Annotated in this window: 9 protein-coding genes, 3 tRNA genes and 2 pseudogenes; 13 read left to right on the forward strand and 1 reads right to left on the reverse strand. The window is 57.8% G+C overall.

All coding sequences use genetic code 11. From position 1 onward, the window contains the following. Positions 1-4 precede the first annotated feature (4 nt). From IPM21_07130 to IPM21_07170, 9 genes and pseudogenes are all read left to right on the forward strand, one after another. Complete coding sequence (locus IPM21_07130; GenBank protein MBK9163673.1) at positions 5-928, forward strand: hypothetical protein; 924 nt, start codon at positions 5-7, stop codon at positions 926-928. Between the two features lie 102 nt (positions 929-1,030). Continuing rightward, entirely contained in the window at positions 1,031-1,648 is a 618-nt protein-coding gene (locus IPM21_07135) for a hypothetical protein (protein ID MBK9163674.1), read from the forward strand. Between the two features lie 103 nt (positions 1,649-1,751). Beyond that, the gene (locus tag IPM21_07140) at positions 1,752-2,042 is read left to right on the forward strand and encodes a hypothetical protein (GenBank protein ID MBK9163675.1); all 291 of its coding nucleotides are present in this window, start codon (positions 1,752-1,754) and stop codon (positions 2,040-2,042) included. 108 nt (positions 2,043-2,150) lie between these two features. Next, positions 2,151-2,525 carry a transcriptional regulator gene (locus IPM21_07145; protein MBK9163676.1) on the forward strand — a complete coding sequence of 125 codons (375 nt, stop codon included), beginning with the start codon at positions 2,151-2,153 and terminating at the stop codon, positions 2,523-2,525. A 161-nt stretch (positions 2,526-2,686) separates the two neighbouring features. Next, positions 2,687-4,468 (forward strand): DUF4173 domain-containing protein, encoded by a 1,782-nt coding sequence (locus tag IPM21_07150; protein MBK9163677.1) that lies wholly within the window; start codon positions 2,687-2,689, stop codon positions 4,466-4,468. Positions 4,469-4,473: 5 nt separating this feature from the next. Then, positions 4,474-5,361: a site-specific tyrosine recombinase XerD gene (xerD, locus tag IPM21_07155; GenBank protein MBK9163678.1), complete on the forward strand. Its 888-nt coding sequence runs from the start codon at positions 4,474-4,476 to the stop codon at positions 5,359-5,361. A gap of 84 nt (positions 5,362-5,445) precedes the next feature. Beyond that, a pseudogene (locus IPM21_07160) lies at positions 5,446-6,140 on the forward strand (2Fe-2S iron-sulfur cluster binding domain-containing protein). Further along, positions 6,137-7,123, forward strand: coding sequence for a xanthine dehydrogenase family protein subunit M (locus IPM21_07165; protein ID MBK9163679.1), 987 nt, complete (start codon positions 6,137-6,139; stop codon positions 7,121-7,123). Before IPM21_07160 ends, IPM21_07165 begins: the two are co-directional and overlap by 4 nt. Beyond that, positions 7,123-9,323: pseudogene (locus tag IPM21_07170) on the forward strand (xanthine dehydrogenase family protein molybdopterin-binding subunit). The gene IPM21_07165 and the pseudogene IPM21_07170 overlap by 1 nt, the downstream one beginning before the upstream one ends. 53 nt (positions 9,324-9,376) lie before the next feature. On the opposite strand, the gene IPM21_07175 reads toward IPM21_07170, so the two are convergent. Further along, complete coding sequence (locus tag IPM21_07175; protein ID MBK9163680.1) at positions 9,377-10,813, reverse strand: hypothetical protein; 1,437 nt, start codon at positions 10,811-10,813, stop codon at positions 9,377-9,379. A gap of 382 nt (positions 10,814-11,195) precedes the next feature. Between IPM21_07175 and IPM21_07180 the strand changes: the two genes are divergently transcribed. From IPM21_07180 to tuf, 4 genes are all read left to right on the forward strand, one after another. Beyond that, positions 11,196-11,283, forward strand: a tRNA-Tyr gene (locus IPM21_07180). 3 nt (positions 11,284-11,286) lie between these two features. Then, positions 11,287-11,362 (forward strand) — tRNA-Gly (locus tag IPM21_07185). A gap of 19 nt (positions 11,363-11,381) precedes the next feature. Continuing rightward, a tRNA-Thr gene (locus tag IPM21_07190) sits at positions 11,382-11,456 on the forward strand. 48 nt (positions 11,457-11,504) lie between these two features. Further along, positions 11,505-12,692, forward strand: coding sequence for an elongation factor Tu (tuf, locus tag IPM21_07195; GenBank protein MBK9163681.1), 1,188 nt, complete (start codon positions 11,505-11,507; stop codon positions 12,690-12,692). Positions 12,693-12,730 lie beyond the last annotated feature (38 nt).

The raw sequence follows: 12,730 nt of genomic DNA on the forward strand, positions 1-12,730 counted from the left end.
TTTGTTGAGCAATTTTCCCCAAGCGAACCATCAGGCCGCCCCCGCGGCGGCTCTCTGCAGCAAGATGATGAAATATCGCATTTGGGTGTTTTTTGCGTTTCTCTCTGTTTCAATCGTCGCGGCCGGGTGCGGCTCGGCGGTCGATTCCGCACCGCCCGAAACCGCCGAAACTCAGCAGGTCGCCGCCGAGCCTGCAGTTCCGCCGAAGCCGACACCGGAGCCTACACCCGAGATACCAGACCTCCAGACCGAGATCTCAGACGGCCGCTTTCGCGAGACGGCCTCGCCGCTCGGCAGCTACGATTTTCTCAATCATTCCTATCCGTTGCCCCGCGGTTGGCAAAACCCCGACGGTAGCGATATTCGGCTCGAGAACGGCAAGGTCGCGGCCGTTTCCGGTACCGTTTCCGACGACATGAGCGAGGACGAGAAGGCCGAGGCACGGGCCGAACGACGAATCGGGATGTCGCATGTCGTGACGAAGTACTTTGATGCGACCGGCGACGGACAAGATGAAGCTATAGTTATTTTAAAGATAGAAACGGCCGGCAACGCGATTCCGCAGGTCATTTACGTTTTTACGTGGAAGGACGACAAGCCGGAACTTTTATGGCACTTCCGCACCGGTGACCGAACCGACGGCGGGCTGAAGGATATCAGGCCCGAGAATGGCCAGCTCGTCATCGAGCTCTATGGCCAGGATCGCTACATGCTCGGCGAGGTCGAGACCGGCAAGATCACCGGCGACGAGGCCCAGCTCTGTTGCCCCTCGCACTTCACACGCTCATCATATAAGTGGAACGGCCGCCACTTCATTCGCCAGGGCGACCGTTTGACGTTCTCAATGTCCGACCCCTCAACACCGCCGCTTAAGAACTACGGCGACATCGTCAACAACCCGAAGAACCAGCAGAAAAAACGAGGATAGCCGGCAAGGTTAGGTCAGCGGGCCTTAGGGTTATGGCTTGTCGCGCTTTGTAACACAAAGTACTTGACATCACCGACTACTTGGCATATATTCATCTTCGCGATGGCGAAGACATCTCCTCTACAGAAGACCGAACGCGATGAGCCCGTCAGCCTCGGCGATAGGGCGCTCGATAACCTCGACTTTATCCGCTCGACAATGGAACGCTCGACGAGCTTTACGGCCGTTCCGGGTTATGGCGGGATGCTGATGGGCGCGACCGCGATCGGCGCGGCGGTTTTTGCTAACCAGCATATCTACCTTCGCAACTGGCTTGTCATCTGGGTCGTCGAGGCATTTCTTGCCTTTGCCATCGGCCTTTTGGCGATGTGGCAAAAGGCAAAGCTCGGCGGGCAGTCGCTTTTCTCGGCTCCGGCACGCAAGTTTGCGATGAGCTTTGCCCCGCCGATCATTGTCGGGGTCGCGCTCACCTTCGGGCTCTGGCGGTTCGATCATTACGGCGTGATGGCCGGAATGTGGATGCTCTGCTACGGAGCGGCGGTCGTCGGCGGCGGCGCGTATTCGGTGCGGGCGGTGCCGGTGATGGGTTGGTGCTTCATCGTGCTCGGGGCGATCACTCTCGGCCTTCCAAAGGGTTCGGGCGACGAGATGATGGCCGCAAGCTTTGGCCTGCTGCACATAATCTTCGGCGCGATCATCGCCCGCAAATACGGTGGATAGCTTGCAGAAGCCCGCACGTAAGTAAGGGCGTTTCATCCGATGGCGAATGGTGAATGGTGAATCAAGAAACTGGACTCACTGAACACAGAACATGGAAAACGTAATTCAAATGAACAACAAACGGCTTGTGTTATTGATGTTGGCGGCGGCGGGTTTGCTTATGGTGCCGCTGATCGCGATGCAGTTCACTAGCGAGGTGGACTGGGGTGTCTTCGATTTCATCGTTGCCGGGGTGCTGCTTTTGGGGACCGGCCTCGCGATCGATCTTGCGCTCAGGATCGTGACGGGGTTCTGGACCCGGGTCGCCGCGGTGCTCGGTTTGCTCTTTATTCTCTTCTTGGTCTGGGCCGAACTTGCGGTCGGAATTTTCGGAACGCCGCTCGCTGGCAGTTAGTCTGATCGGCTTTTCCCTTTTCTTCTTTTTACGTGGTTGGAAAGAGATATTAACCACGGAAAAAGAAAAGAAGAATCAAAGAAAGCGGACAAGTGCCGCTCGTTAGTTATGGCGAAGTCTAATTTGGCAAAGGTAGAAAAGAACGAATCGCCGCCGCGGCTTTCGGTGGCGAAGGCGGCCGAGACCGTCTCGAACGACCTCGACAAGGTGATCCACGAGCGGATGCGGCTCGGCATTGTCAGCGCGCTGGCGGCAAATGAAAAGCTGAGCTTCGGCGAGCTGAAAACGCTGCTCGATACGACCGACGGCAACCTAAGCGTCCACGCTCGCAAGCTTGAGGACGCGGGCTACGTGACGATGAAGAAGTCCTTCGCCGGACGCATGCCGCTGACCGAATACAAGATCACTCCGGCGGGCCGCAAGGCCCTGACCCGCTACCTCGACCACATGGAAGCGCTGATAAAAGCGATGAAGGGCAGATGAGGACAGTTGAGAGTGGACAACGGACAGTGATCAGTGACGAGTGACGAGTGCGGTGTCAGAGGCCCGCGCGTAAGCAAGGGCTTATTGAATATAAGCAACTTGCCCGCAAGATATGGCGGGGTTTTCGTTCAGAGATAAAGAGACGTAGCGAGGCAATAATAATGAACCGACGAACACGGACCGGGCTTGAGATACTTCTTATAGCGATGCTTTTCGGCGTCTTCGGCAATGTGATGTTGCGGCAGACGCCCTGGGGCTTGAACGCTTTTCTTTTCGTCACGGTCTTTACGGCCGCGATGGCGGTGATAATGCTCCGCAACCGGCCGGAGCTTATGACGGCACGGACGCTCGGGCTTCAGGCGGCGATGCTCTTTTTCGGGGCGATGTTCGTGGTCCGCGATTCGATCGAACTTCGGATCTATGACACCTTTGCCATCATCATAATAATGGGCGTGCTCGTCCTGCCCAATTTCGGCATCAACCAGCGGATCGCGGGTGTATTTCACTACGCCGTCGGGTTTTTGTGGTCGGGTGTGATCTCGCTGCTCGGGCCGTTCTTTTTGATCGGTGCGGATATTGACTGGAAAGAGATTCCCGGCAATCGGCTGAGCAAGGGCATCTTTTCGGTGCTTCGGGGCTTGGCCGTCGCGTTGCCGCTGGTGCTTATTTTCGGTGCGCTATTCATGGCGGCGGACGCGGCGTTTGAGGATTTTGCCAATCGGGCCGTCAATTTCGATCTGGACACATTGCTCTCGCACGTAATGCTATCGTCGCTTTTTGCCTGGCTTGCGGCCGGTTACTTACGCGGTTCGCTAATGGAGCATTTCTTCGCGGCGGGAGTTGCCGCGGCCTCGCCGATCCCGACTGCGGATGAGAAGAAGCCGGCCGAGCCGACAGCGGCCGCGGGCGATTCGAGCTATGTTGACAAGTTCACGGCCGAGCCCGCTGAGGAGACTTCGCTCCCGAACAACGCCACGATTCTTGAGCACATAAACATCAGCGACCCGCCGAATGCAGAGGTCAGAACCGGGAGCGGTAGCGACCGGGCCCAAGAACCCGCACCGGCCGCGAAAAAACGCGACTGGCAAAATTGGGACAACACAAAATTTCCGCAGGTCTTTACGCTCGGCCGCATTGAGACGATCATCATTCTCGGCCTTGTCGATCTGCTTTTTGCGAGCTTTGTCGTCTTTCAGCTTCCGTATCTTTTCGGCGGGATGGACCTTGTGCAGACGACGCCGGACCTCAAGCTGGCCGATTTTGCCCGCCGCGGCTTTGGCGAGCTTGTCGCAGTCGCGTTTCTCGTCCTGCCGCTGCTGCTTGCCTCGCACTCGCTGCTTCGCCGCGATGAACGGCGAAACGAGACGCTCTTTCGCGTGCTCGCCGGGGTTCAGATCGTGCTGCTTTTTGTCATCATGGCCTCGGCGATGCAGCGGCTTGTACTGCTGACCGGCGAACTCGGCTATGGTTGGACGGCCGTCCGGTTTTACCCGATGGTCTTCATGCTCTGGCTCGCGGTGGTCTTCGTCTGGTTCGGCTGGACGGTGCTTCGAGGACGCCGGAATAACTTCGCCTGGGGAGCACTCTGGTCGGCAATAGTGATACTCGCCGCGACCAACCTGATGAACCCGGACGATTTCATCGCCCGCAAAAACATTCAGCTAATGCAGCAGGGGCGGGAATTTGACGCATGGTACCACTCGTACCAGTTGAGCGACGACGCGGTCCCGGTTCTCATCGAGAGCCTGCCAGTGATGAACGCCAAGGACGCGTGCTCGATGAAGCAATCACTATATAGTCGGTTGGTCGAGGCCCGCGACGAGAGCGACGTCCGCTCGCTCAATTGGTCCCGCGAGCGTGCCTTCCGCCTGCTCGAAAGCAACTCCGGACTGCTAATCAACCGCCCGGAGTGCGAGGTGCCGAATGCCGTTGGTGTAAAATAGCAGGAATGTCACGAGACCTCATCCGCGAGTATATTTCTTTCGTCCGGGTCGAGAAGGGCCTGGCGAAGAACTCACTGGCGGGTTATGAGGGCGACCTGCGGAAGTTCGAGGCCTGGGCGGGGAAGAACCGGATCGAGCCTGTTGCGGCTACTCGTGAAGACCTTCGCGAGTTTTTGATCGACCTGACCAAGCAGAAGATCTCTGAGAGTTCAAAGCGGCGTATGGTCAGTTCGCTCCGCGGTTTTTACGGCTTTCTGGCGATCGACGGCCACTTGCCCAAGAGCCCGGCCGAGGATCTTGAGACTCCGCGAAAGAGCTTTTATCTTCCGCGGTTTTTGAACCAAGCTGAGATCGAGCAACTACTTGCCGCACCCGATGTCGCAAGCGAAACAGGCCTCCGCGACCGGGCCGTGCTCGAGTTGATGTATGCCTGCGGGCTGCGGGTTTCCGAACTCTGTACGCTGCGGCTCGCCGATGTCGATCTCGAATCGGGAATCTTGACGACCACCGGAAAGGGCAACAAGACCCGCCGCGTCCCCATCGGGAAAAGTGCGATCGAATGGCTGCGGAATTATCTCGCCGCCCGCCGCGAGAAGGAACCGCAAGACACCGACCCGAACCTCTTCATCAAGCCAAAGGGCGGCCCGCTCTCGCGGCAGATAGTGCACGGCTTCATCAAGCGATATGCCGAGCAGTGCGGCTTCAAGGGCGTTTCGCCGCACACGCTCCGGCATTCATTTGCAACGCACATGGTCCAAAACCGAGCCGATATCCGCAGCGTCCAGCAGATGCTCGGCCACGCCGATATCTCGACCACACAGATCTATACCCACATCACCGACGCCCATCTAAAAAAAGCATACGAAAGCTTTCACCCGAGGTCGAAGAAGTAAACGGACGAAACTAGGCTCTGAGGACGCAGTTTTTCTGTGTTTCGGCGGCGGGCTGTGCTAACATCTTAGTTCCAAAATAAAACTATGCTTGACGAGATAAAACCTCCTGAGGAGCAGGATCTTTCTGTCGATGGTTCCCGCCGCGATTTTCTTAAGAAGAGTGCGGTTGCGGGTGCCGGGGTTGCGGCGATAAAGCTTGGCGGAGCGGCGCCGCTGGTGGCGATCGAGCCGGCGGTCGAAGGCGGCATTCCGGTTGAGAAGCTGACCGTGCGGCTCAACATCAACGGCAAGGAGCACTCGCTGCCGGTCGATACTCGGTCGTCGCTGCTTGATGCGCTTCGCGAGCAGCTTGAGATGACCGGCTCGAAGAAGGGCTGCGACCATGGCCAGTGCGGTGCGTGTACGGTGATCGTCGACGGCCGCCGACAGCTTTCGTGTCTGACGCTTGCCGCGATGTGCGACGACCGAAAGGTGACGACCATCGAGGGGCTCGCCGAGGGCGACAAGCTCCACCGATGCAGGCCGCCTTTATCGAGCGCGACGGAATGCAGTGCGGCTATTGCACACCGGGCCAGATCTGCTCGGCCGTCGCAATGCTTGAAGAAGCGCGGAACGGCGAGGCGAGCTTCGTTACGGAAAATCTCAACGCCGTTGCCCGCGGGCAGAAGCTGACCAAGGCCGAGATACAGGAACGAATGAGCGGCAATATCTGCCGCTGCGGAGCTTATCCGAACATCGTCGCCGCCATCGAGGACGTACAGGCAGGAGGTGCGAAATGAGGCCATTTGCTTTTAAGCGTGCGGCCGCACCTGCCGATGCCGCTAAGCTCGTCGCCGCCAATAAGGACGCACGGTTCATCGCCGGCGGGACAAATCTCATCGACCTGATGAAAGAGGGCATCGACCGCCCGAACGAGCTGGTCGATATCTCGCGGCTTTCGCTTTCGGTGGTTCGCTCGCTCGCGGGAGGCGGAGTTTCGGTCGGCGCACTCGCTCGGAACACTGACACGGCAAATCATCCGCTTGTAAAGAAAGACTTCCCGATGCTCTCGCAGGCGATCCTTTCCGGTGCCTCGCCGCAGATACGCAATATGGCGACCAACGGCGGCAACCTGATGCAGCGGACGCGATGTGCATATTTTTACGACCTCGGGACGCCCTGCAACAAACGCCAGCCGGGCTCGGGCTGCGGTGCGAAGGACGGGCTCAGCCGCTACTCCGCCATCTTCGGCTGGAGCGAGTCGTGCGTGGCCGTGCATCCTTCGGATATGTGCGTCGCACTCGCCGCACTCGATGCGGTTGTCAATGTTCAGTCGCCCGATGGCAGCGAGCGGAAGATCAAGTTCACCGACTTTCACCGGCTGCCGCTCAATTCGCCGGAGAAGGACAACGCTTTGAACCACGGCGATCTGATCACCTCGATCGACATCCCGAAAAACAACTTTGCCGCCAATAGCTATTACCTCAAGATCCGCGACCGCTCGAGCTATGCCTTCGCGCTTGTTTCGGTTGCGGCCGGGCTTGAGATCGACAAGGGCGTCATTAAGCAGGCTCGCATCGCACTCGGCGGCGTCGCTCATAAGCCATGGCGAGCCTCAGAGGCCGAACGTTTTCTTGTTGGCAAGAAGGCCGAGCCCGGAGTATTCCAGCAAGCCGCCGAACTCACACTCCGCGGAGCAAAGCCGCTCTCTGAGAATAAATACAAGATCAAGCTCGCCGAGCGTGCGATCGCCCGGGCATTGAGGAGGGCAGCGAACGTATGATGCAGGACGACCTAAAGAAACAACCGAGCCGCGTTGATGGCCGTGCGAAGGTGACGGGCAAGGCGACCTATATCGCCGAGTTTCGCTTTCCGGAACTGGCGTATGGATACCTTGTCCAATCGACCATCGCCCGCGGCACTATCCGAGATATCGAAACCGCCGAGGCCGAGAAACAGCCCGGCGTCGTAAAGATCTTGACGCACAAAAACGCTCCCCGGCTTGCGAACCCGCAGGCCGATGAGGACTTTGGCGAAAAGAGCCGGCCGTTTTTTGCCCTGATGACCGACCGCGTGCTTTTTAGCGGACAGCCGATCGCGGTCGTCATTGCCGATACATTCGAACAGGCCCGCTATGCGGCGTCGCTCGTAAAGGTCAGCTACGCCGAAGAAAAGCCCTCGACCGACATCCGCAACGTTATGGATAAAGGCTTCGCGTCGGGTAGGCCGCGGCCCGTTCGCGGAACGCCGGACGAGGCATTTGCGGCGGCCGACGTAAAGGTCGATCTTGAATACACGATCCCGATCGAGCACCACAATGCGATGGAACCGCACGCTACGGTCGCAAATTGGGACGGCGAACGGCTGACGGTTTACGACAAGACGCAGGGCGTGACCGGAGTTCGCAATTACCTCGCGACCAATTTCGGCATTGACCGCGAGAAGATCACGGTACTTTCGCCCTTCGTCGGCGGAGCGTTCGGGGCCGCACTTCGGCCGACGCCGAACACGCTGCTCGCCGTAATGGCGGCTCGCGAGACCAAACGGCCGGTCAAGATCGTTTATTCGCGCCGCCAACTCGCGACCGCCCACGGCTATCGCCCGGCGTCGATCCAGAAGATAAAGATCGGTGCGGACAAGGCCGGAAAACTTAATTCGATAATCCACGAGGCCGTTCATAACACGTCCGCGCACGAAGACTTTTCCGAGGACCTTGTCGGCATCTCGCGGACGCTTTACGCCTGCCCGAACGTCCGGACCGATGCCAAGATCACCCGGACCGACCTCCAGACACCGCTCTGGATGCGGGCTCCGGGCACGGTCTCGGGCGCTTTTGCCCTCGAATCCGCCCTCGACGAGCTTTCATACAAGCTCAAGATCGACCCGCTCGAGCTTCGACTTATCAACTATGCCGAAACGGATCCGGACTCGGGCCGGCCATTTTCAAGCAAGGAACTTCGCGAATGTTATCGGCAGGGAGCCGAAAAGTTCGGTTGGAAGAACCGCAAACCCGAGCCGGGGTCGATGCGCGACGGGCGGTTTATGGTCGGCTATGGCCTGGCGACCGGAACGTGGGGCGCGTTTCTCGCACCTTCGTCAGCCCGCGTCACATTGAAGGCCGATGGGACGGCTTTGGTCGAAAGCGGCACGACCGACATCGGTCCCGGAACTTACACGACCATTTCGCTAATTGCCTCTCGCCAACTCGGGCTGCCGCTCGAAAAGGTCACCTTTAAACTCGGCGACAGTAATCTGCCCGCGGCACCTTCGCAGGGCGGTTCGATCACGACCGCGAGCGTCGGCTCGGCGGTGCAGGAATGTGCACAGATCGTCCAGAAAGAGCTTTTGAGTGTTGAATCGAAGCGGGAAGCCTCGCCGTTCTCGGGTGTTCCTTTTGAGAATGTCGAATTTGTCGATGGCTCGGTAGGATCAAAGGCCGGCCGGAGACATCGATGACCATCGGCGAGATCTTAAGCCGCAACGGGCTGCCGGAGGTCTCGGCAACACACACGACGCGGCCGGATTTTGGCGAGCGTGCAAAATACGCCACCGCTTCACATGGAGCACAGTTCGTTGAGGTAAAGGTTGACGCAGATATCGGCATCGTCCGTGTTACCCGCGTGGTTCAGGCAACCGCGGCAGGCAGGATCATCAACCCGAAAGGTGCCCACAGCCAGGAAATGGGCGGCGTCGTTTGGGGCATCGGAATGGCGCTGATGGAGCATACCGAGATCGATCACCGGATCGGGCGGATAATGAACCCGAACCTTGCGGGCTATCACGTCCCGGTCAATGCGGACATCGGTTCCATCGAGACGATCTTTGTTCCCGAAGAGGACACCATCGTCAATCCGCTCGGTGCCAAAGGGCTCGGCGAGCTTGGGCTGGTAGGCATCCCAGCGGGCATCGCCAATGCGGTCTATCACGCGACCGGCATCCGCGTCCGCGATCTGCCGATAACACCCGACAAGATCACCCAATAAAAAGAAAAGGCCGCCACATCGGACGGCCTTTTGTTTCCTTCCTTGATTTACGCTTATGGGGCTACAGCAAAGGCAGCGGTCGCCGGGCGATCCGTTGCCAGGCCCCATACCGGAGAGTCAAATGAATCATAAGTTCCGTTATTGCTGTTACTTATGAACCAAGTCCCGGTTGCGGGCCTGAAGATCGCATAGTCAGTACGCCCGTCACCGTCATAGTCAGCCGGCTGCGGTATGTCGCCTGCGGTTCCCCACTGAAAACCGCTTGAGGTCGTGGCTACTGCATTTTGGGCCACGCTCGGGACTGTGTACCAAACGCCGTTCGACGGCCGGAAGACCGTAACGTCAGCCTTTCCATTTCCATCGTAATCACCCGGGACGACGATATCGCCCACGATTCCCCAGCTCGAAACTAACGTAAACCCGAAGTTGAAATTGGTCAAACGCTGATACCAACGGTAGTTTGGCGTGATTCCAACCTTGTCCGGCCGAACCACTACGCGATCGGTAAAGTGATCGCCATCGTAGTCAGCCGGTGCAGGAATATCGCCGTTTCGCCCCCATTGCACGAAATCAACGGTCGAATTCGACGACCTGAGTACATACCAGAAGCCGTCCGATGGACGCCAGATGGCAACGTCATTGCGTCCGTCGCCGTCATAGTCGCCCGGTACCGCAACGTCACCGGCCACGCCCCACGGCGTCGCTGTGAAGTTTGCCCCCGGATTCACCGTACTGTTCCCGTAATACCAAATATTCGTGCTTGGCCGATAAACTGAAACATCAGTCTGTCCGTCGCCGGTGTAATCGCCTGGGGTCAGAATGTCGCTAGAAAGTCCGAAGTTCTGGGTCAGCGTGCCGCCGGCGGAATTGAGCGTAAGCCAATCGCCCGTGCTCGGCCGAAAGACGACAGGATCTGCCTGGCCGTCATTTGTTTGATCGAAGCCCGGCTGACGGCAATTTTGCCTGTAGGTCACGGTAAATGAATAGTTCGGGCAAAACAGATTTGTTGCTTCCACGATGTCATGGACGACGACCGTGTAATTCTGTCCCTGTGTTACAGGGAAACTGAACGAAGCCGTTCCGGTAGTACTGAAGCCGAAGTCGCCGATAACGTTGGTCCCCGGGGTCGCTGGGTTGTAAGTGGAGTACGCTACGACCTGAGTGGTCGCTCCGGCGCATTGAGTCGCATCGAAGTTGACCGTTGCACAGCCTGTGACAGGTGCGTTGTAGGTGTAACTGTCATGGACGACCGGAGACGCGGTAAAAAGAGTGTTTGTCTTTCCCGTCGGACATGAACCGGTTATTCCGTTGCGGTTGACGCGACCCGTTTGAACTGCGTCGCCCGCGGTCAGCGCACCGGTCTGAACTACCGGGGCTCCAGAAATTTGGCACACGAGCTGTGAAAATCCGACCTGATTTACGGTCAGGACCAATCCGACGAGCAATGCCTTTGAAAAAAGGGACCTTAACGACAAGGTAAGTGAAACCATAGAAAACCTCCAAAAAGTTCGGCGTGAAATGCGGAGGGGAACCTGAACAAGAGCCGAAATCTAGTCCAGGCAATAAATTACGTGCAAAACGAGTGTGTTCGTTTGCAAACAATATCTCAATTCTTATTCTCACGCAAGGTTTTTTTGAAGTGTTAAGAAGCTCATTTCAGCAGACCGTAAGCGGCCCGGATGCTTCGCCACTACCCCCAACGCAATGATTCGTTCCTTACTTTATAGTTAAGCAGGTGAGCCGTCATCTGGCGGTGTCTTGGCTAAGCGGCAAAACCCGTTGACGCGGGCTTGCAACATATCTGCTTATTGGATATTATTGGAAATTTGCTAATTAGCTCTGAAAGCGGCTGGTTGCATTAATTTAAATTAGGCATGGGTGGTCGAGCGGTCAAAGGCAACGGGCTGTAAACCCGTCGGGTTAATTCCCTACGTAGGTTCAAATCCTACCCCATGCACCATTAGCGGGAGTAGCTCAGTTGGTAGAGCGTCAGCCTTCCAAGCTGAATGTCGCGAGTTCGAGTCTCGTCTCCCGCTCCATTAATTTATTTGGGCTTCGGCCCGAGTAGCTCAGGGGTAGAGCGCTTCCTTGGTAAGGAAGAGGTCACGGGTTCAATTCCCGTCTTGGGCTCCATTTGGTTTTAGCACTCTGATCCGATCAGAGACATTTAAGAGAGAAAAGATGAGCAAAGAGAAATTCGACCGGAGCAAGCCGCACGTGAACATTGGGACCATTGGGCACGTGGACCACGGCAAGACGACATTGACGGCAGCGATCACGAAGGTGATGTCGAAGCACAATCCGAAGATGATCGTGCGGGCATTTGATTCGATCGACAACGCGCCAGAAGAGAAGGCACGTGGTATCACGATCGCGACGGCCCACGTTGAATATGAGACGGCGAACCGCCACTACGCCCACGTTGACTGCCCGGGCCACGCTGACTATGTCAAGAACATGATCACGGGAGCGGCGCAGATGGACGGAGCCATTCTTGTGGTGGCAGCGACGGACGGTCCGATGCCGCAGACGCGCGAGCACATCCTGCTCGGAAGGCAAGTTGGCGTGCCGTCGATGGTCGTGTTCATGAACAAAGTGGACATGGTCGATGACGAGGAACTGCTGGAGCTGGTCGAGATGGAAGTGCGTGAGCTTCTCTCGAGCTACGAGTTCCCGGGCGACGACATCCCGGTCATCCGTGGATCGGCCCTCAAGGCACTCGAAGGCGACCCGGCATGGGAGCCGAAGATCGACGAACTGATGCAGGCGGTGGATGACTACATCCCGACACCTGCCCGCGAGACGGACAAGCCGTTCCTGATGCCGGTCGAAGACATCTTCACCATTCAGGGACGCGGCACGGTCGCAACGGGAAGGATCGAACGCGGCGTCATCAACGTCAACGAACCGGTCGAGATCGTCGGTATCAAAGATACCCGCAACTCGGTCGTGACCGGCGTCGAGATGTTCAAGAAGCTTCTCGATTCGGGAATGGCAGGCGACAACGTCGGGCTGCTGCTCCGCGGTGTTGAGCGTAAAGAGATCGAACGCGGACAGGTCATCGCCAAACCGGGCTCGATCACGCCGCACACCAAGTTCAAGGCCGAAGCGTACGTTCTTACAAAAGAAGAAGGCGGCCGCCACACGCCGTTCTTTACCGGCTACCGTCCGCAGTTCTACTTCCGCACAACCGATGTGACGGGAGTCGCGAACCTGCCGACGGGCGTCGAAATGGTGATGCCGGGCGATAACATCCAGATGGAGATCGAACTGATCGCCCCGATCGCGATGGAAAAAGGACTCCGCTTCGCTATCCGCGAAGGCGGCCGCACAGTAGGTGCCGGAACCGTCTCGGAGATCGTTGAATAAGATAGCAGTCAGCAGTAAGCAGTGAGCAGAAACGGTCT

The organism is Acidobacteriota bacterium, from assembly GCA_016716435.1.
GTDB lineage: Bacteria > Acidobacteriota > Blastocatellia > Pyrinomonadales > Pyrinomonadaceae > OLB17.

Excerpts from the sequence above, each read along its gene's own strand:
- IPM21_07175 (MBK9163680.1), bottom strand. The coding sequence starts at position 10,813 with ATGGTTTCACTTACCTTGTCGTTAAGGTCCCTTTTTTCAAAGGCATTG.
- tuf (MBK9163681.1), top strand. The coding sequence starts at position 11,505 with ATGAGCAAAGAGAAATTCGACCGGAGCAAGCCGCACGTGAACATTGGG.
- IPM21_07165 (MBK9163679.1), top strand. The coding sequence starts at position 6,137 with ATGAGGCCATTTGCTTTTAAGCGTGCGGCCGCACCTGCCGATGCCGCT.
- IPM21_07150 (MBK9163677.1), top strand. The coding sequence starts at position 2,687 with ATGAACCGACGAACACGGACCGGGCTTGAGATACTTCTTATAGCGATG.
- IPM21_07145 (MBK9163676.1), top strand. The coding sequence starts at position 2,151 with ATGGCGAAGTCTAATTTGGCAAAGGTAGAAAAGAACGAATCGCCGCCG.
- IPM21_07135 (MBK9163674.1), top strand. The coding sequence starts at position 1,031 with ATGGCGAAGACATCTCCTCTACAGAAGACCGAACGCGATGAGCCCGTC.
- xerD (MBK9163678.1), top strand. The coding sequence starts at position 4,474 with ATGTCACGAGACCTCATCCGCGAGTATATTTCTTTCGTCCGGGTCGAG.